19 protein-coding genes are annotated in these 17,427 nt (G+C 67.6%); 15 read left to right on the top strand and 4 right to left on the bottom strand.

Features of this window, described 5'->3' with window-relative positions:
• Positions 1 to 16: 16 nt before the first annotated feature.
• Positions 17 to 943, bottom strand: a complete 927-nt coding sequence (fabD, locus tag IE00_RS07385) for an ACP S-malonyltransferase (RefSeq protein WP_072296846.1) — start codon at positions 941 to 943, stop codon at positions 17 to 19.
• A 132-nt stretch (positions 944 to 1,075) separates the two neighbouring features.
• Positions 1,076 to 1,498 carry a nucleoside-diphosphate kinase gene (gene ndk, locus IE00_RS07390; RefSeq protein WP_072296445.1) on the bottom strand — a complete coding sequence of 141 codons (423 nt, stop codon included), beginning with the start codon at positions 1,496 to 1,498 and terminating at the stop codon, positions 1,076 to 1,078.
• Positions 1,499 to 1,727: 229 nt separating this feature from the next.
• On the opposite strand from ndk, the gene IE00_RS07395 reads away from it, so the two are divergent.
• The 15 genes from IE00_RS07395 (at position 1,728) to urtE (ending at position 15,374) form a co-directional block, all read left to right on the top strand.
• Complete coding sequence (locus IE00_RS07395; protein ID WP_072296446.1) at positions 1,728 to 2,840, top strand: AI-2E family transporter; 1,113 nt, start codon at positions 1,728 to 1,730, stop codon at positions 2,838 to 2,840.
• Positions 2,841 to 2,952: 112 nt separating this feature from the next.
• Entirely contained in the window at positions 2,953 to 3,717 is a 765-nt protein-coding gene (locus IE00_RS07400; RefSeq protein ID WP_072296447.1) for a GNAT family N-acetyltransferase, read from the top strand.
• Positions 3,718 to 3,841: 124 nt separating this feature from the next.
• Entirely contained in the window at positions 3,842 to 4,657 is an 816-nt protein-coding gene (locus tag IE00_RS07405) for an urease accessory protein UreD (protein WP_072296847.1), read from the top strand.
• Position 4,658: 1 nt separating this feature from the next.
• Positions 4,659 to 4,970 carry an urease subunit gamma gene (locus tag IE00_RS07410; RefSeq protein ID WP_072296448.1) on the top strand — a complete coding sequence of 104 codons (312 nt, stop codon included), beginning with the start codon at positions 4,659 to 4,661 and terminating at the stop codon, positions 4,968 to 4,970.
• A complete protein-coding gene (locus IE00_RS07415; protein WP_072296449.1) occupies positions 4,971 to 5,534 on the top strand; it encodes a HupE/UreJ family protein in 564 nt (187 codons plus the stop codon).
• Between the two features lie 3 nt (positions 5,535 to 5,537).
• Positions 5,538 to 5,846 (top strand): urease subunit beta, encoded by a 309-nt coding sequence (locus IE00_RS07420; RefSeq protein ID WP_072296450.1) that lies wholly within the window; start codon positions 5,538 to 5,540, stop codon positions 5,844 to 5,846.
• Positions 5,843 to 7,528, top strand: a complete 1,686-nt coding sequence (ureC, locus tag IE00_RS07425; RefSeq protein WP_072296451.1) for an urease subunit alpha — start codon at positions 5,843 to 5,845, stop codon at positions 7,526 to 7,528. Before IE00_RS07420 ends, ureC begins: the two co-directional genes overlap by 4 nt.
• Before the next feature lie 9 nt (positions 7,529 to 7,537).
• The gene (locus tag IE00_RS07430) at positions 7,538 to 8,056 is read left to right on the top strand and encodes an urease accessory protein UreE (protein WP_072296452.1); all 519 of its coding nucleotides are present in this window, start codon (positions 7,538 to 7,540) and stop codon (positions 8,054 to 8,056) included.
• The gene (locus tag IE00_RS07435) at positions 7,992 to 8,684 is read left to right on the top strand and encodes an urease accessory protein UreF (RefSeq protein ID WP_240493815.1); all 693 of its coding nucleotides are present in this window, start codon (positions 7,992 to 7,994) and stop codon (positions 8,682 to 8,684) included. Before IE00_RS07430 ends, IE00_RS07435 begins: the two co-directional genes overlap by 65 nt.
• Complete coding sequence (gene ureG, locus IE00_RS07440; RefSeq protein WP_072296453.1) at positions 8,681 to 9,304, top strand: urease accessory protein UreG; 624 nt, start codon at positions 8,681 to 8,683, stop codon at positions 9,302 to 9,304. Before IE00_RS07435 ends, ureG begins: the two co-directional genes overlap by 4 nt.
• 189 nt (positions 9,305 to 9,493) lie before the next feature.
• The gene (gene urtA, locus IE00_RS07445) at positions 9,494 to 10,777 is read left to right on the top strand and encodes an urea ABC transporter substrate-binding protein (protein WP_072296454.1); all 1,284 of its coding nucleotides are present in this window, start codon (positions 9,494 to 9,496) and stop codon (positions 10,775 to 10,777) included.
• 102 nt (positions 10,778 to 10,879) lie between these two features.
• Positions 10,880 to 12,748: an urea ABC transporter permease subunit UrtB gene (urtB, locus tag IE00_RS07450; RefSeq protein WP_072296849.1), complete on the top strand. Its 1,869-nt coding sequence runs from the start codon at positions 10,880 to 10,882 to the stop codon at positions 12,746 to 12,748.
• 3 nt (positions 12,749 to 12,751) lie between these two features.
• On the top strand, positions 12,752 to 13,927 hold the full coding sequence (gene urtC / locus IE00_RS07455; RefSeq protein WP_072296455.1) for an urea ABC transporter permease subunit UrtC: 1,176 nt from the start codon (positions 12,752 to 12,754) through the stop codon (positions 13,925 to 13,927).
• Positions 13,924 to 14,664 carry an urea ABC transporter ATP-binding protein UrtD gene (gene urtD, locus IE00_RS07460; protein ID WP_072296456.1) on the top strand — a complete coding sequence of 247 codons (741 nt, stop codon included), beginning with the start codon at positions 13,924 to 13,926 and terminating at the stop codon, positions 14,662 to 14,664. Before urtC ends, urtD begins: the two co-directional genes overlap by 4 nt.
• Positions 14,665 to 14,666: 2 nt before the next feature.
• On the top strand, positions 14,667 to 15,374 hold the full coding sequence (urtE, locus tag IE00_RS07465; protein ID WP_072296457.1) for an urea ABC transporter ATP-binding subunit UrtE: 708 nt from the start codon (positions 14,667 to 14,669) through the stop codon (positions 15,372 to 15,374).
• On the opposite strand, the gene IE00_RS07470 is transcribed toward urtE, so the two are convergent.
• Together IE00_RS07470 and IE00_RS07475 are read right to left on the bottom strand one after the other, a co-directional pair.
• A complete protein-coding gene (locus IE00_RS07470; RefSeq protein WP_072296458.1) occupies positions 15,371 to 15,820 on the bottom strand; it encodes a DNA polymerase III subunit chi in 450 nt (149 codons plus the stop codon). The two genes, urtE and IE00_RS07470, sit on opposite strands and share 4 nt — an antisense overlap.
• Before the next feature lie 60 nt (positions 15,821 to 15,880).
• Positions 15,881 to 17,353 (bottom strand): leucyl aminopeptidase, encoded by a 1,473-nt coding sequence (locus IE00_RS07475; protein WP_072296459.1) that lies wholly within the window; start codon positions 17,351 to 17,353, stop codon positions 15,881 to 15,883.
• Positions 17,354 to 17,427: the final 74 nt, after the last annotated feature.

The raw sequence follows: 17,427 nt of genomic DNA on the forward strand, positions 1-17,427 counted from the left end.
CCCCCCCCGCCCCGCCTCAGTCTTTCAGCGCCGCGATATCGGCGGGAACGCCGATGTTGCGGACGGTCGCATCCTTGACGATGCGCTTGATCATGCCCGACAGCGCCTTGCCTGCGCCGATTTCCCAGAACTCGGTCACGCCGCCTTCGGCCAGGTTGGCCATCGACTCGCGCCAGCGCACGGTGCCGGTCACCTGTTCGACCAGCAGGCGGCGGATGGCGCCCGGCTCGATCACCGGTTCGGCGCGCACATTGGCGATCAGCGGCACGGCAGGCGCCTGGATGTCGACGCCCGCCAGCGCATCTGCCATCACCGCCGCGGCGGGCTGCATCAGCACCGAATGGAACGGCGCCGAGACCGGCAGCAGCAGCGCGCGCTTGGCGCCGGCTTCCTTCATGGCCGCCATGGCCTGTTCGACCGCACCCTTGTGGCCCGAAATCACCACCTGGGCCGGGTCGTTGTCATTGGCGGCCTGCACGACCTCGTCGCCGCCGATATCGCGGGCGATGCGGTCGACGGTTTCAAAATCCAGGCCCAGGATGGCGGCCATGGCGCCAACGCCCACGGGCACGGCCTCCTGCATGGCCTGGCCGCGCAGGCGCAGCAGGCGGGCGGTGTCGGAAAGCGTCAGCGAGCCCGCGGCGCAGAGCGCGGAATATTCGCCAAGCGAATGGCCGGCCACGAAATCGGCGTCGGTGATGTTGATGCCCTCGGCCTCCATGGCGCGGAAGGCCGCGATCGAGGTCGCCATCAGCGCCGGTTGCGCGTTCTGCGTCAGGGTCAGCGTTTCCGCGTCCCCCTCCCAGATCAGCTGCGACAGCTTTTCGCCCAGCGCCTCGTCGACCTCGTCGAAAACATCGCGTGCGGCGGGATAGGCCTCGGCCAGTTCACGCCCCATGCCGACGGTCTGCGCCCCTTGTCCCGGAAACACGAATGCCCGCATCTTGATCCCCAATTTGTTTGATCGTTGCCCAAGGCAATAGCCTGCCCGCCACCCTGCCGCAACCAAGCCCATGATCGGCGCATGAAAAAGGGCCCCCGAAGGGGCCCCTTTCCGGTCCGTCGCAGGTGGCGATCAGCCGACCAGTTCAAGACCCGAGAAGAAGAAGGCGATCTCTTCCTTGGCGGTTTCGGCAGCGTCCGAACCGTGGACCGAGTTTTCGCCCATCGACAGCGCGAATTCCTTGCGGATGGTGCCGGCATCGGCGTTTTCGGGGTTGGTGGCACCCATCACTTCGCGGTTCTTGGCGATGGCGTTTTCACCTTCCAGAACCTGCACGACGACCGGCTCGGAAGCCATGAACTCGACCAGTTCGCCATAGAAGGGGCGGTCCTTGTGGACTTCGTAGAACTTGCCGGCCTGCTCGGCGGACAGCTTGATGCGCTTTTGGGCGACGATGCGCAGGCCGGCATCCTCGAACTTGGCGTTGATCTTGCCGGTCAGGTTGCGGCGGGTGGCGTCGGGCTTGATGATCGAAAGGGTGCGTTCGGTGGCCATGGGGTCATACCTTGTCTGACGGGCGGGACCTGCCCGCCGTGAACTGAAATCCGCGTTCGATTAACAGGATCGCCCGCGCTGGGCAAGACGGCGACCCGCCGGGACGGAGCGCTGGCCGACATGAACCCGTGCATCACCGGCACGGGATTCGCCCGCCGGGGGAACCCGTCCGCCAAGCAGCGGTTGGACCATGCGTCACCGCCCCCAGTCATTTTCTTCAGGACGAACCATGCCCCAGCCCATCGCCCCGCCCCCTCAAGACGACAGCCATGTCGAACCGCGCCGCCTGACCGTCGGCACGCTGATCGCCGTCGCCGCACTGGCGATCCTGATCGCCGCCGCCTGGGCCTGGTCCGGCATCATCATGCTGGGTTTCGGTGCCATCCTGATCGCCATCGCCTTGCGCGCGGGGGCGCAGGGGCTGCACCGCCATCTTGGACTGAACATCAAGCTGGGCGTCCTGATCGTGGTGCTGGCCGTCATCGCCGCCGTCGCGGGCGTCGTCATGCTGGCCGGACAGCCGGTCTCGGACCAGTTCACCCAACTGGTGCAGGGGCTGCCGAAATCATGGGACCGGGTCAGCGACTGGGCCTCGGGCAACACCATCGTCTCGGCGATCACCGAACAGGTGCAATCCTCGGACCGGGTCGAGGAAGGCGCATCGAAGCTGGCCGGCAACATTCCCGACATCATGAGCACACTGACCGGCATGGTGGACATGGTGCTGGGGGGTCTGTCCTCGGTGCTGCTGATGCTGATGGTGGCGATCTTCGTCGCGCTCGAGGCGCCGACCTATCGCCGCGGCACGATCCGCCTGGTGCCGCTGCGCCATCGTACCCGCGCCCGTCACATCATGGCCGAACTGGGCGACCAGTTGGGCCGCTGGATGGCCGGGCAGGCCTTGGATATGGCCATCGTCGCAGTGCTGGCGGGGATCGGGCTGTGGCTGCTGGGCGTGCCGCTGGCGCTGCTGCTGGCGCTGATCGCGGGGCTGACCAATATCGTGCCGATCATCGGCCCGGTCTTTTCGGGCGGCATCGCGGCGCTGTTCGCCCTGTCGCAGGGCTTTGACACCGCGCTCTATGTCGCGCTGCTGTTCGCCGCCATCCAGATGTTCGAGGGCAACATCCTGATGCCCCTGATCCAGCGGTTCGCCGTGCAGCTGCCCCCGGCGCTGACCATCATCGCCATCATGGCCTTCGGGGCGCTGTTTGGGTTTGCCGGGGTGATTCTGGCGGCGCCGTTGCTGATCGTGACCATGCTGCTGGTGCGGCGCATCTATATCGAGGGCGTCCTGGGCGACACCGAGGACGTCGCCCACGGCGATCATCATCGCGACTGATGCCCGACGGCGCGGCAGCAATCGGGGATTCTGACCCCTGCCGCGCGGCATTTCGTGATTTCGACACATGAAGGGGCTATGCTGGCCCCAAGGTTCAGCCAGGGGTCACGCCATGCAGCCGATCACCAAGGGTCTCTACCGGGCACGGCTGGCCGAAACGCCCGCCGATATCCAAGCGGCGCAGCGTCTGCGCTGGACCTGTTTCATGGCACGCGAAGGCCAGGCCGATGACGGGGTCAGCCTGGACCGGGATGCCTTGGACGACGATTGCAGCCACATGCTGATCGAACAGGTCGCGTCGGGGCGGCTGGTCTGCTGCTTTCGCTTTCTGCCCCTGACCGACGGGTCGCAGATCGCCCGCAGCTATTCGGCGCAGTTCTATGACCTTGCAGCCCTTGGCCGCTTTGACGGCCCCATGGTCGAAATGGGGCGGTTCTGCATTCATCCAGACATTCACGACCCCCATATCGTGCGGCTGGCCTGGGCGGCACTGACCCGTTTCGTCGATCTGACCGGGGTCGAGATGCTGTTCGGCTGTTCCAGCTTCGTGGGCTGCGAACCCGAACCCCATGCCGAGGCCTTCGCCATGCTCAAGGAACGCCACCTGGCCCCGCGGCGCTGGTGGCCGCGCGTCAAGTCGCCCAAGGTCTTTCGCTTTGCCCGCGCGCTGCGGCTGCGCAAGCCGGACCCCCGCCAGGCCATGGCCGCGATGCCGCCGTTGCTGCGCAGCTATCTGGCGATGGGGGGCTGGGTCAGCGACCATGCCGTCGTCGATCCGGCGCTGCGCACCATGCATGTCTTTACCGGGGTCGAGATCCGCGCCATCCCCCCCGCCCGCAAGCGCCTTCTGCACGCGATGCTGGATCAGCCGGTCTAGGTCCGCCCAACCCGCAGGCACGCTGCCCATATTTCGCGCATAACCCGTCCGGCTGCCCGCATGGCAAGCAATGCCGGCGCCGCGGGCAGTTGACCTTGCCCGGCCCTGCGCGCCCCTTGCATCCATGTTCGACACGACGCCCCACGGAACCAAGATGCAGCGCAGCCATGGGGCGGCGCATGTGGTCATGGGCCCGCGCGGGCTGATCGACCTGTCGCAGGCGGGATCGGCCAAGGCGATGCTGCCGCGCATGACTGCGGGCCTGCCCGAGATCGTCTTCCTGAACACCTCGGGGGGGTTGGCATCAGGCGACAGGTTGCGCTTTGCCGTCGATTTGCGCGACGGCACGCGCGCGCTGGCCACCACCCAGACCGCCGAACGCGCCTATCGCGCGCCGCGTGATGCCGCCCGCGCGCAGGTCGCGCTGACCGTGGGGGCCGGGGGCTGGCTGGACTGGCTGCCGCAGGAAACCATCCTCTATGACAATGCCCGGCTGGAACGCGACACACAGGTCGATCTGGCGGGCGATGCGGGCTGCATGCTGCTGGAGGTGCTGGTCCTAGGCCGTCTTGCCATGGGCGAAACGATCAGCCACCTGCACCTGCGCGACCGCCGCGTGGTACGCCGCGACGGGCGCGTGATCCATCACGACGCGCTGGCGCTGGATGACGCCGCCCTGCCCCGCCTTGGCGATCCCGCCCTGCTGGACGGCGCGCGGGTCATGGCCAGCATGGCCATCATCGCGCCCCATGCGGCCGATCTGCTGCCGCGCGCCCGCGCGGTGCTGGACGAACCGGGCGTGACCGCCGCCGCCAGCGCCCTGCCGGGGCGGCTGTGCCTGCGCATCCTGTCCCGTGACAACTGGCCGCTGCGGCGGCAGGTGAACCGATTGCTGGGCGCGCTGCGTCCCGACCCCCTTCCCCGTATCTGGCAGGTCTGACATGAACCTTTCCCCCCGCGAACGCGAGAAACTGCTGATATCCGTCGCGGCCATGGTCGCGCGTGGCCGGCTTGAACGCGGCGTCAAGCTGAACCACCCCGAGGCCATCGCCCTGATCACCGATTTCGTGGTCGAGGGTGCCCGCGACGGCCGGACCGTCGCCGACCTGATGCAGGCGGGCGCACATGTGATCACCGCCGGCCAATGCATGCCCGGCATCCCGCAGATGATCGAATCCGTCCAGGTCGAAGCCACCTTTCCCGATGGCACCAAGCTGGTCACCGTCCACCACCCGATCCGCCAGGAGGCGTGAATGAAAAGATTTTCCGCAACCATTGCCGCGACCCTTCTGCCCGTTGCGGCCTTCGCCCATCCCGGCCATGTCGACCACGCCAACCCGCTGATCGACGGCCTGACCCACCCCGTATCGGGGGGCGATCACCTGCTGGCCATGCTGGCGCTTGGCCTTCTGGCCGCGCAGATGGGCGGGCGGGCGATCTGGGCGCTGCCGGTGACCTTTGTCGGGGCGATGATCGCGGGCGGGTTGCTGGCCGACGGCGCCCCCCTTGCCGGGGTCGAGCCGATGATCCTGGCCTCGGTCGTGATCCTGGGCGTGCTGGTGGCCATGACGATGCGGCTGCCGATGGCGGCGCTGCTGCCGATGGTGGCGGTCTTTGGCGCGGCGCATGGCTGGGCGCATGGCGCCGAAGGTCCCGCGCAGGGCGCAGGTCTCTATGCGGCGGGCTTTGCGGCGGCGACCATGGCGCTGCATCTGCTGGGCATCGTGCTGGGGCGTGCGGCGCGGGGCGCCATGGCGCTGCGGTGGCTGGGCGGCGCGACCTCGGTCGCGGGTCTGGCCCTTGTCGTGGCGGGCTGAGCTATGATCCCCGGCGAAATCCTGACGGCCCCCGGCGACATCACCTTGAACCAGGGCCGCCCGACCATCGACCTGATGGTCGCCAATACCGGTGACCGGCCCATCCAGGTCGGCAGCCATTACCACTTTGCCGAAACCAATCCCGGTCTGGACTTCGACCGGCAAGCGGCCCGCGGCATGCGCCTGGCCATCCCCGCCGGAACGGCTGTGCGGTTCGAACCCGGCCAGACGCGGCAGGTCACGCTGGTGGCCTATGCGGGCGACCGCATCGTGCAGGGCTTTCGCAAGGACATCATGGGGGCGCTGACATGACCACGCTTTCGCGCGCCGATTACGCGGCGCTTTACGGTCCCACCACCGGCGACCGCATCCGCCTGGCCGACACGGAACTGCTGATCCAGGTCGAACGCGACCTGACCACCCCCGGAGAGGAGGTCAAGTTCGGCGGCGGCAAGGTCGTCCGCGACGGCATGGGCCAGTCGCAGGTGACCCGCGCGAACGGCGCGATGGACACGGTCATCACCGGTGTCGTGGTCTTTGACCATCAGGGCATCACCAAGGCCGATGTCGGCCTGCGCGACGGCCGCATCGCCGGCATCGGCAAGGCCGGCAACCCCGACACGCAACCCGGCGTCACCCTGATCATCGGGCCGGGCACGGAAATCATCGCCGGCGAGGGACGCATCCTGACGCCGGGCGGGTTCGACTGTCACATCCACTATATCTGCCCGCAGCAGGTCGAACATGCGCTGCATTCGGGCGTCACCACCCTGCTGGGCGGCGGCACGGGGCCCGCGCATGGCACGCTGGCCACCACCTGCACCCCCGGCCCGTGGCACATCGCCCGCATGCTGGAGGCCTGCGCCGAACTGCCCGTCAATATCGGCATCGCGGGCAAGGGCAATGCCAGCCAGCCCGCGCCGCTGGAGGAACAGGTCCGCGCCGGGGCCTGCGCGCTGAAGCTGCACGAAGACTGGGGCACCACCCCCGCCGCCATCGACACCTGCCTGACCGTTGCCGACCAGATGGACGTGCAGGTGATGATCCACACCGACACGCTGAACGAATCCGGTTTCGTCGAGGACACGATGGCCGCCATCGCGGGCCGCACCATCCACGCCTATCACACCGAAGGTGCGGGCGGCGGGCATGCGCCCGACATCATCCGCATGGTCGGCATGGGGAACGTGCTGCCATCGTCCACCAACCCGACGCGGCCCTATACCGGAAACACGATCGAGGAACATCTGGACATGCTGATGGTCTGCCATCACCTGGACCGGCGTGTTCCCGAAGACGTGGCATTCGCCGAATCCCGCATCCGCCGCGAGACCATCGCCGCCGAGGATATTCTGCACGACCTGGGCGCGTTCAGCGTCATCTCCTCGGACAGCCAGGCGATGGGCCGGATCGGTGAAGTGATCATCCGCACCTGGCAGACCGCCGACAAGATGCGCCGCCAGCGCGGCCGGCTGGAAGGCGAGACGGGCGACAACGACAACCTGCGCGCCCGTCGCTATATCGCGAAATACACCATCAACCCCGCCATTGCCCATGGCGTCAGCGCCCATATCGGGTCGATCACACCGGGCAAGCGCGCCGATCTGGTCCTGTGGTCGCCCGCCTTCTTCGGCGTCAAGCCCGAGATGGTGCTGGTCGGCGGCCAGATCAGCGTCGCGCAGATGGGTGATCCGAACGGGTCCATCCCCGTCCAGCCGGTCTTCAGCCGACCCATGTGGGGGCATACGGGTCGCGCATCGGCGATGTTCATCAGCCGCGCGGGGCTGGAGGCCGGGGCCGCGGGCGATCTGTCGAAGACCCTGATCGCGGTCGAACACACCCGCGACATCGGCAAGTCCGACATGGTGCTGAACGACGCCATGCCGCAGATCGAGGTCGACCCCGAAACCTACGAGGTGCGCGCCGACGGCCAGCTGCTGACCTGCGAACCCGCCACCGAACTGCCGATGGCGCAGCGCTATTTCCTGTTCTGAGGACAAGACATGACGATCCATTCCCATTCCGTGATCCGCGCGGCCCACGGCCCCTTCGACGGAGAGGTCAGCCTGGATTACGACGCGCGCCTGCTGCGCCGCAAACGCCTGACCTTCGATGGCGGCGATTTCCTGCTGGACCTGCCCGAGGTGACCAGCGTCGATGACGGCGACGCCTTTGCGCTGTCGGATGGCCGCCGCATCGCGGTGCGCGCCGCCCCCGAACCCGTCATCCAGGTGCGCGGCCCCCTGCCGCGGCTGGCATGGCATATCGGCAACCGCCACACGCCCTGCCAGATCAGGGACGATCATCTGGTCATCCGCCAGGATCACGTCTTGCAGGCCATGCTGGAACAGCTGGGCGCGGACCTGACCCTGACGACCGCCCCCTTCACCCCCGAAGGCGGCGCCTATGGCCATGGCCGCACCTTCGGCCATGATCACGGTCCGGACACGCACAGCCATGATCACCGGCATGACGATGGGCACGATCACGGGCATGACCACCACCATCATGACCACGCCTGAAACAGCCCGCCTGCAGCTGGCGCAATGGCTGTCGCCCGCCTTTCCGGTGGGCGGCTTTGCCTGGTCGCAGGGGCTGGAACACGCGATGGATCAGGGCGCGGTCACCCGGACCACCCTGCCGCGCTGGCTGTCCGACTGGCTGGACCATGGCGCGGGCTGGACGGATGCGGTGCTGGTGGCGCTGGCGCTGGCCCCGGATGCCGACCATGACGCGTTGGACGATCTGGCCCGCGCCGCCTGCCTGACATCGGAACGCCTGTCGGAAACGGTTGAACAGGGCACCGCCTTTGCCGCCAATGTCTCTACGCTGACGGGGCGCGACCAGATGCCCGCCGCCCTGCCCGTCGCCTTCGGCCGCGCCTGCGCCGCCATGCCCCTGCCCGCGCCCGAGATCATCGCCGCCTTCCTCTTGGCACAGGCGCAGGCGCAGATCAGCGCCGCCGTCCGCTTCATGCCCTTGGGGCCGGTGCAGGGTCAGGCGATGCTGGCGGGCCTGCACCCCGTCATCCTGACCTGCGCTCATCGGGCCGCCACGGCGTCCCCGCACGATCTGGCCAGCGCCACCTGGGGAGCCGACATCGCACAGATGCGCCACGAAACCATGACCACAAGGATCTTTCGATCATGAGCCTGAACGGACCCCTTCGCGTCGGCATCGGCGGCCCCGTCGGTGCGGGCAAGACCACCCTGACCGAACAGCTGGCCCGCGCGCTGGCCCCCCGCCTGTCGATGGCGGTGATCACCAACGACATCTATACGCGTGAGGATGCCGAGGCGCTGATGCGCGCCCAGGTCCTGCCCGTGGAACGCATCCGCGGCGTCGAGACCGGCGGCTGTCCCCACACCGCCATCCGCGAGGATGCCAGCATCAACTTGGCCGCCATCGCCGATCTGAACGCGGCCTTTCCCGATCTGGACCTGGTGCTGATCGAATCGGGCGGCGACAACCTGGCCGCGACCTTCAGCCCGGAGCTGGCCGATCTGACCATCTATGTCATCGATACCGCCGCCGGTCAGGACATTCCGCGCAAGCGCGGCCCCGGTCTGGCGCGATCGGACCTGCTGGTCGTGAACAAGACCGACCTTGCACCCCATGTCGGCGTCGATGCCACCTTGCTGGAAAGCGATGCGCGGGCGGCACGGGGCACGCGGCCCGTGGTGATGGCCCAGCTGCGTCATGGCGGCGGCGTCCAGCAGATCGTCGATTTCCTGGTGGACCAGGGCGGATTGACGCCCCGCGCCACCTGAACTGCCCGTAGGGCAGGCAGGCGCCCCGCAGCCTGCCTGCCCGCGCGCCAGATCGCGCATCCGCGCCCCGAAACCTGCCCCTTTCCTATCCAACTGCACGGTTTTCACCTTCTTTTGAAACCGCGAGGGCAGACGCCCTCAACAGTTCGACAGGGAGACCGGACGCAGAGCCGGCGGGAAAGGGTAAGAATGACCGCATTGACCAGGATGTTGTTGCTGACCAGCGCCTTGACGGCAGCGGGCGGCGCATGGGCCCAAGAGGGCGAGCCGATCAAGATCGGCGTGTTGCATTCGCTGTCGGGCACGATGGCGATTTCCGAAACCACGCTGAAGGACACGGTCCTGATGCTGGTCGAACAGCAGAACGCCAAGGGCGGCGTGCTGGGTCGCCCGCTCGAGGCGGTGGTCGTCGATCCGGCCTCGGACTGGCCGCTGTTTGCCGAAAAGGCGCGCGAACTGCTGACCGTCAGCGACGTGGATGCGATCTTTGGCTGCTGGACATCGGTCAGCCGCAAATCCGTCCTGCCGGTGATCGAAGAGCTGAACGGTCTGCTGTTCTATCCCGTCCAGTACGAGGGCGAGGAATCCTCCAAGAACGTCATCTATACCGGCGCGGCCCCGAACCAGCAGGCGATCCCCGCGGTCGATTACATGCGCGACGAACTGGGCGTGGAAAAATGGGCGCTCTTGGGCACCGACTATGTCTATCCGCGCACCACGAACAACATCCTCGATGCCTATCTGAAGGATAACGGCACCGCCGAGGAGGACATCTTCGTCAACTATACCCCGTTCGGGCATTCCGACTGGTCCAAGATCGTGGCCGATGTCGTGGCGCTTGGCGCGGATGGCAAGAAGGTTGGCGTCGTGTCGACCATCAACGGCGATGCGAATGTGGGCTTCTACAAGGAACTGGCCGCGGCGGGCGTTTCCGCCGACGACATCCCCGTCATGGCCTTTTCCGTGGGCGAGGAGGAACTGTCGGGTCTGGATACCGCGAACCTGGTCGGCCACATGGCGGCCTGGAACTACTTCCAGACAGCGGAATCGGACGTGAACGATACGTTCATCGAGGAATGGAAGGCCTTCACCGGCGACGAGAACCGCGTGACCAACGACCCGATGGAGGCCACCGTCATCGGCTTCAACGCCTGGGTCGCGGCGGTCGAGGCTGCGGGCACCACCGACGTGGACCCGGTCCTTGACGCCATCGTCGGCGTCGAGGTCCCGAACCTGACCGGCGGCACGGCGCAGGTCCTGCCCAACCACCACATCACCAAGCCCGTCCTGATCGGAGAGATCCGCGAGGATGGCCAGTTCGACATCGTCAGCCAGACCGAACCCGTGCCGGGCGATGCCTGGACCGATTTCCTGCCCGAATCCGCCGTGCTGGACGCCGATTGGGCGGAAAAGGATTGCGGCATGTTCAACACCGATACCGGTGCCTGCGTGCAGCAGCAGTCGAACTATTGACCTGACATCGGGCGGTCCTGCGCCGCCCGATCCCCCGTTTCGGAAGGATACCCCCCAGTGCCCCGGTTCCGCCTGATCGCCGTCCTGCTGACGGCGCTGCTGATGCCCCTTGCCGCCGTCGCGCAATCGCTGGACGCGGTGGTGGCCGACAATCTTGAACAGCTGGAAAAGCCCTCGCGCCGGACGGTGGGACCGCTGGTCGACCGGATCGCGGCCACCGGGCCGCAGGGGCTGGCGCTGCTGCAGGCATGGGCGGACAGGAACCTGGTTCTGACAGACGGGGGCGACCTGCTGATCCTGGACGGCGACGCGGCAACAGACGCGCTGACGGGCGACGCCGTCCCGGCGCCCGACGCCCGCCCCCTGCGCCCCAATTCCGGCGTGCGCGGCGTCATCGAAAGCGCGCTGGTCGCCAGCCAGCTGAAGGACCCCGACCCCGCCCGCCGCGCCATGGCGCTGGACACGCTTGCACGGTCCGGCAATGCCGATCAGCTGGCCCCCCTGCGCGCCGCGCTGGACGACCCCGACCCGGTGCTGGCCGCCCGCAAGGCGCGGCTGGAAAAGCTGATGACGATCCAGCACGGCACCGACCCCGCCGCCCGCATCGCCGCGATCGAGGCGGTGGCAGGCGACGTCGCGCTGGATGTCCGCGCCGTGCTGAACCCGCTGCTGGCCACGCGACTGGTGGCCGAGACCGACACGCCGCAGGGCAATGTCGCGCGCGAAATGACCGTCGGCGACGACCTGCCCCGCGCCGATGCGCTGGCGGCCCTGGTGGACAAGGGCGCGCTGCAACCCTTCCTGTCGCCGGACGAACAGCGCGCCGCCCTTGCCGCCAACATCGTGGATGGCAGGGTCGCGGGCACGCCCGTCGCCGATCTGGGCGACCCCGAGATCCGCGATGCCACCTATGACGCGCTGGAGGCATCGGGCGCCGTTCCCCCCGCCGCCACCGAATCCGAGGCCCGCGAGGCGCTGGAGGCCCACCGTTTCTTCCAGCTTTATGCCGAGCCCGACAGCGGCGTCACCGATGCCGCCCGCGCCGCCCAGACCAGCGCCGAGCTGCGCCTGGCCGCGATGAAGGGCGTCGACCTGGGACTGGACGCGCTGTCGCTGGCCTCGATCTATTTCCTGGCGGCGATCGGGCTGGCCGTCACCTTCGGCGTCATGCGGGTCATCAACATGGCGCATGGCGAATTCATCATGATGGGCGCCTATACCGCCTATACCGTCCAGACGCTGATTGCGGACCGCACGCTGTCGCTGGTGGTGGCGCTGCCCCTGGCCTTCGCGGTGACCTTCGCGGCGGGGGTGATCCTCTATCGGCTGGTGATCCGGCACCTGGCGCATCGCCCGCTGGAGACCCTGCTGGCGACCTTCGGCGTCTCCATCGCGCTGCAACAGCTGGCCAAGAACATCTTCGGCACCCAGGCTCGTCCGCTGACCGCGCCCGGCTGGCTGGAAGGGGCCATCACCGTCAACGACGTGATCGGCATCAGTTCGATCCGGGTGGCAATCTTCGTGCTGGCGCTGCTGTTCCTGGGACTGTTCCTGTTCATCATGAAGCGCACCCGCCTGGGCCTCGAGGTCCGCGCCGTCACCCAGAACCCTGGCATGGCGGCATCCATGGGCATCAACCCCGACCGCATCGCCATGATGACCTTCGGCCTGGGCTCGGGCATCGCGGGCATCGCGGGCGTGGCCATCGGGCTCTTCGCGCAGGTCACCTCCGAAATCGGCCAGCAATACATCGTCCAAAGCTTCATGACCGTGGTCGTGGGGGGCGTCGGCAACATCTGGGGCACGCTGGCGGGGGCCGCGCTGATCGGCGGGCTGTCCAAGGTCATCGAATCTCTGAACCCCGGCAACACGCTGGCGGCGCAGACCTTCATGATCCTCTTCATCATCATCTTCATCCAGTTCCGGCCCCGCGGGATCATCCCGCAAAAGGGCCGCGCGGCAGAGGTCTGATCCATGACGCGAACCCCCTTCATCCTGCGCAACCGTTCGGTCCTTCCGGTGCTGGCCGTGCTGACGGCCTTCACGCTGGCCGTCACCCTGCTCAGCCACGCCTATGGCAGCGGCGTCATCCCGACCTCGATGGTCAAGGTGCTGGGCAAGACCCTGTGCCTGGCGCTGGCCGCCATCGCGATGGACCTGGTCTGGGGCTATCTGGGCATCCTGTCCCTGGGCCAGATGGCGTTCTTCGCGCTTGGCGGCTACATGATCGGGCAATGGCTGATGTATGCCCGGACCGAGGACATCGTCGCCGAATCCCTGGCCCGCAACCCCATCCCGCCGACGCCGCTGGAGCTGCAGCAGGCCACCGCCAACCAGATCTTCGGCGTCGTCGGATCGGCCGAACTGCCCGTCACATGGGCCTTTGCGCATTCCCTGCCCTTGCAGCTGATGCTGGTCGTGGCGGTGCCCGGATTGCTGGCGCTGGTCTTTGGCTGGCTGGCCTTCCGCAGCCGCGTCAACGGCGTCTATCTGTCGATCCTGACCCAGGCGATGACCCTGGCGCTGGCGCTGTGGCTGTTCCAGAACGACAGCGGCTTTCGCGGCAACAATGGCCTGTCGGGGTTGCAGAACCTGCCGGGGCTGGACGCGGTCGGACAGGCGCGGATCTCGGTCTGGTTCCTCTGGGCCTCGGCCGTGGCCCTGGGGCTGTGCTATCTGCTGGCCGCCTGGATCGTCAGCGGCAAGTTCGGCAGCGTGATCCGCGCCATCCGCGACGACGAAACCCGCGTGCGTTTCCTGGGCTATCCGGTCGAGGGCTTCAAGCTGCTGGTCTTCACCCTGGCCGCCATGATCACCGCCATTGCGGGGGCGCTCTACTACCCCCAGGCAGGCATCATCAACCCGGCGGAGATGATGCCCATCGCCTCGATCTATCTGGCGGTCTGGGTGGCGATCGGCGGGCGAGGGCGGCTTTACGGGGCCATCATCGGGGCGGTGGTCGTGTCGCTGCTATCCAGCTGGTTCACCGGCGGGCGGGCGCCCGACATCACCCTGCCGGGCTATGTCGTCAACTGGGTCGACTGGTGGCAGGTGGCGCTTGGCCTGTCCTTCGTGCTGGTCACCCTGTTCGCCCCCAAGGGCATCGCCGGCATCTTCGACCTGATGCCCGCACGAAAGGACAAGGCATGAGCGCCCTTCTGGAAGTCAGCGGCGTTTCGGTCAGTTTCGACGGGTTCCGCGCCATCAACAACCTGTCCTTCAACATCGGCGAACACGAATTGCGCGCGGTGATCGGCCCGAACGGCGCGGGCAAGACCACCTTCATGGACATCGTCACCGGCAAGACCCGCCCCGACAAGGGACAGGTTCTGTGGGGCGAAGGGTCGAAATCGCTGCTGAAGATGACCGAATCGCAGATCGCCCGCGCGGGCGTGGGCCGCAAGTTCCAGCGCCCCACCGTCTTCGAGGATCAGACGGTCCAGGACAACTTGGTCATGGCGCTGAAGGCCAACCGCAACCCCTTTGCCGTGCTGGCCTGGCGCCCCGCCCCCGCCACCGGCGCCCGCGTCACCGAACTGGCCGCCGAGGTGGGCCTGTCGGACCATATCCACCGCCAGGCCGGCCAGCTGAGCCACGGGCAGAAACAATGGCTGGAAATCGGCATGCTGCTGGCGCAGGAACCGCGCCTGCTGCTGGTCGATGAACCCGCCGCAGGCATGACGCTGGCCGAACGCGAGTTGACCACCGCGCTGCTGGTGCGGCTGGCGCAGACGCGGGCGGTGGTGGTCGTCGAACATGACATGGATTTCGTGCGCCGCCTGAACTGCAAGGTGACGGTCCTGCATCAGGGCGCGGTCCTGGCCGAAGGATCGCTGGACCATGTCACCCGCAATCCCGACGTGATCGAAGTCTATCTGGGGCGATGAAGATGCTGAACGCGACCAACCTGACCCTGCATTACGGCGGTAGCCAGATCCTGCACGGGATCGACATCACGGCCCGACCCGGCACCGTCACCTGCGTCATGGGCAATAACGGCGTGGGCAAGACGTCGCTGATGAACCTGCTGGCCGGACGGCATCCTCGATCGGGCGGAGAGATCACCATGGACGGCAAGCCCCTGGGCCGCGTCACCGCCCAGCAGATGGCGCGGCTTGGCGTCGGCTATGTCCCGCAGGGCCGCGCCATCTTTCCGATGCTAAGCGTGCGCGAAAACCTGGAGACGGGCTTTGCCTGCCTGCCCCGCGCCGAACGCCGCATCCCCGACGACATCTTCGAGAGCTTTCCGGTCCTTGACGACATGGCCCATCGGCGCGGCGGCGACCTGTCGGGGGGCCAGCAGCAACAGCTGGCCATCGCCCGCGCCCTGATCACCCGGCCGCGCGTGCTGCTGCTGGATGAACCGACCGAGGGCATCCAGCCCAATATCATCGCCCAGATCGGCCGGGTCATCGCCGCCCTGCGCGACCGGGGCGACATGGCCATCGTGCTGGTCGAACAGTTCTTCGATTTCGCCTGGGATCTGGGCGACGATTTTCTGGTGATGGAGCGGGGCCGCGCCGTGATGCAAGGCCCCAAGGCCGATCTGCGGCGCCAAGATCTGCATGCGCGGCTGGCAGGGCACGCCGCAGCCTAGCGCTTGCGTTCCCAACGGCCCGATTCCTCGGACCAGTATTGCGCCTCGATGCCGGCGCCGGTCAGTTCGCGCCACTGGTCCCGGGCGCGGGCGGTGGCCGTGTCGTCGCCCCCGTCGAAGATGATGCAGACGCGGTCCAGGCGGGCCATTTCGTCGGGCGTCACCGCCACGCCGTCCAGCGCCATCAGGCAGGCCGGATCATTGGCCGCCTGCTGACCGGTCAAGGTCAGCAGCACCGGTTGGCGGGCATCATGCGGCCCACCCGCCATCCCATGCGGCAAAAACCCCTCGGCCTGCCACAGATGCAGGTCCAGACGTTCCAGACGCTGCGCGTCGCCGGCCCGCAATTCGACCCGCCAGCCCGCCGACAACGCCTTGCCCAGCAGGACCGGGACCAGCTGTTCGGCGGGCGACCGCGTCAGGTGATAGAACAGCGCGTTCCCCATCGGGTCACGCAGCCCGCCGCGACCGGCGGGTGCCGGACGCGGTCATGATGCGGTTCAGGATCACTTGGATTCGAACTGGTCGCGGACCAGACGGTCCAGCGTCATCACGCCCCAGCCCGTCGCGCCCTTGGGGGCCAGGTCGGTGGCCGAAGGCGGCAGCGCCACGCCCGCGATGTCCAGATGCGCCCAGGGCTGGCCCGGCTTGATGAAGCGCTGCAGGAACTGCGCCGCCGTGATCGACCCCGCCGGGCGTCCGCCGGTGTTCTTCATGTCGGCCAGGCGCGACTTGATCAGCCCGTCATAGGACGGCCCCAGCGGCAGGCGCCATGCACCCTCGCCTTCGGATTTCGCGGCCGACAGGATTTGGTCGGCAAAGGCGTCATCGTTGCAGAAGACGCCCGCATTGTCATGGCCCAGCGCGATGATGACCGCGCCCGTCAGGGTGGCCAGATCGACGATGGCCTTGGGCTCAAAGCGTTCCTGCGCATACCACAGCACGTCGGCCAGAACCAACCGACCCTCGGCATCGGTGTTGATCACCTCGATCGTGTCGCCCTTCATGGATTTCACGATGTCGCCGGGACGCTGCGCCTTGCCGTCGGGCATGTTCTCGACCAGGCCGACCAGGCCCACGACATTGGCCTTGGCCCGACGCAGCGCCAGCGTGCGCATGACGCCCGCCACGACGCCCGCGCCGCCCATGTCCATGGTCATGTCCTCCATGCCGGCGGCGGGCTTGATGGAAATGCCCCCGGTGTCGAAGACGACGCCCTTGCCGACCAGCGCCAGGGGCGCTTCGTCACCGCCGCCGTTCCAGCGCATGACGACGACCTTCGAGGGCGATTCGCTGCCCTGTCCCACGGCCAGCAGGGCGCGCATGCCCAGGGCCTCCAGCTCGTCCTCCTCCAGGACCTCGACCTCCAGGCCGATCTCCTCCATCGCGTGCAGGCGGTCGGCGAAATCGGTGGTGGTCAGGACGTTGGCCGGTTCGTTCACCAGGTCGCGGGTGAAGAAGACGCCCTCGGCCAGGGCTGCGGCATCGGCGGCGACGCGGGCCAGTTCCTCGGGCTTCTTGACCAGGAAGGTGACATGGGGGCGCGCGGCGTCATCGGCATCGTCGCGGTCGGTGTGATAGGCCGAAAAGTCATAGCTGCGCAGCGCCAGCCCCAGCGCCACGTCATTGGACAGCTTGTGCGCCCCGGCCATCACCAGCATGTGACCCCGACCCAGCTTGGCGCCGATGGCCGCACCGGCGCGACGCGCCTCGGATTGGGTGGCGTCATGGGGCAGCATGACCAGCAGCAGGCTCTCGGCCTCCATGCCGGCGGGAAAGGCCAGCTCCATCACCTGTCCGGGCTTCAGCGCCTGCCCTGCCTTCGAGGCCAGCGCACGGGACGCGGCCTCGCGCGCGGGGCGCGGCAGCTTGCCGGGCAGCCGGTCGGTCGCCGTCAGCACCAGGGCGACGCGGCCCTGATGCTCGGCGATCTTGTCGGGGGCATTGTCGGTGAAGTTGATCTCAACAGGTTGGGTCATCGAAAAAGGATCCTCGTGTCGTGTTGAAGTCGAACCTAGACCCGCGCCCGCCTCTTTTCCAGAGCCGCCCTTGC

It is taken from the genome of Paracoccus sp. SM22M-07 (assembly GCF_001887735.1).
In the GTDB taxonomy this organism is placed as follows: domain Bacteria; phylum Pseudomonadota; class Alphaproteobacteria; order Rhodobacterales; family Rhodobacteraceae; genus Paracoccus.

Coding starts and splice junctions, on each gene's coding strand:
- urtD (WP_072296456.1), top strand. CDS start 13,924: ATGAGCGCCCTTCTGGAAGTCAGCGGCGTTTCGGTCAGTTTCGACGGG.
- IE00_RS07395 (WP_072296446.1), top strand. CDS start 1,728: ATGCCCCAGCCCATCGCCCCGCCCCCTCAAGACGACAGCCATGTCGAA.
- ureG (WP_072296453.1), top strand. CDS start 8,681: ATGAGCCTGAACGGACCCCTTCGCGTCGGCATCGGCGGCCCCGTCGGT.
- IE00_RS07405 (WP_072296847.1), top strand. CDS start 3,842: ATGTTCGACACGACGCCCCACGGAACCAAGATGCAGCGCAGCCATGGG.
- ureC (WP_072296451.1), top strand. CDS start 5,843: ATGACCACGCTTTCGCGCGCCGATTACGCGGCGCTTTACGGTCCCACC.
- IE00_RS07415 (WP_072296449.1), top strand. CDS start 4,971: ATGAAAAGATTTTCCGCAACCATTGCCGCGACCCTTCTGCCCGTTGCG.
- urtC (WP_072296455.1), top strand. CDS start 12,752: ATGACGCGAACCCCCTTCATCCTGCGCAACCGTTCGGTCCTTCCGGTG.
- IE00_RS07475 (WP_072296459.1), bottom strand. CDS start 17,353: ATGACCCAACCTGTTGAGATCAACTTCACCGACAATGCCCCCGACAAG.
- ndk (WP_072296445.1), bottom strand. CDS start 1,498: ATGGCCACCGAACGCACCCTTTCGATCATCAAGCCCGACGCCACCCGC.
- urtE (WP_072296457.1), top strand. CDS start 14,667: ATGCTGAACGCGACCAACCTGACCCTGCATTACGGCGGTAGCCAGATC.
- IE00_RS07410 (WP_072296448.1), top strand. CDS start 4,659: ATGAACCTTTCCCCCCGCGAACGCGAGAAACTGCTGATATCCGTCGCG.
- urtA (WP_072296454.1), top strand. CDS start 9,494: ATGACCGCATTGACCAGGATGTTGTTGCTGACCAGCGCCTTGACGGCA.
- IE00_RS07430 (WP_072296452.1), top strand. CDS start 7,538: ATGACGATCCATTCCCATTCCGTGATCCGCGCGGCCCACGGCCCCTTC.
- urtB (WP_072296849.1), top strand. CDS start 10,880: ATGCCCCTTGCCGCCGTCGCGCAATCGCTGGACGCGGTGGTGGCCGAC.
- IE00_RS07400 (WP_072296447.1), top strand. CDS start 2,953: ATGCAGCCGATCACCAAGGGTCTCTACCGGGCACGGCTGGCCGAAACG.
- IE00_RS07435 (WP_240493815.1), top strand. CDS start 7,992: ATGATCACCGGCATGACGATGGGCACGATCACGGGCATGACCACCACC.
- fabD (WP_072296846.1), bottom strand. CDS start 943: ATGCGGGCATTCGTGTTTCCGGGACAAGGGGCGCAGACCGTCGGCATG.
- IE00_RS07470 (WP_072296458.1), bottom strand. CDS start 15,820: ATGGGGAACGCGCTGTTCTATCACCTGACGCGGTCGCCCGCCGAACAG.
- IE00_RS07420 (WP_072296450.1), top strand. CDS start 5,538: ATGATCCCCGGCGAAATCCTGACGGCCCCCGGCGACATCACCTTGAAC.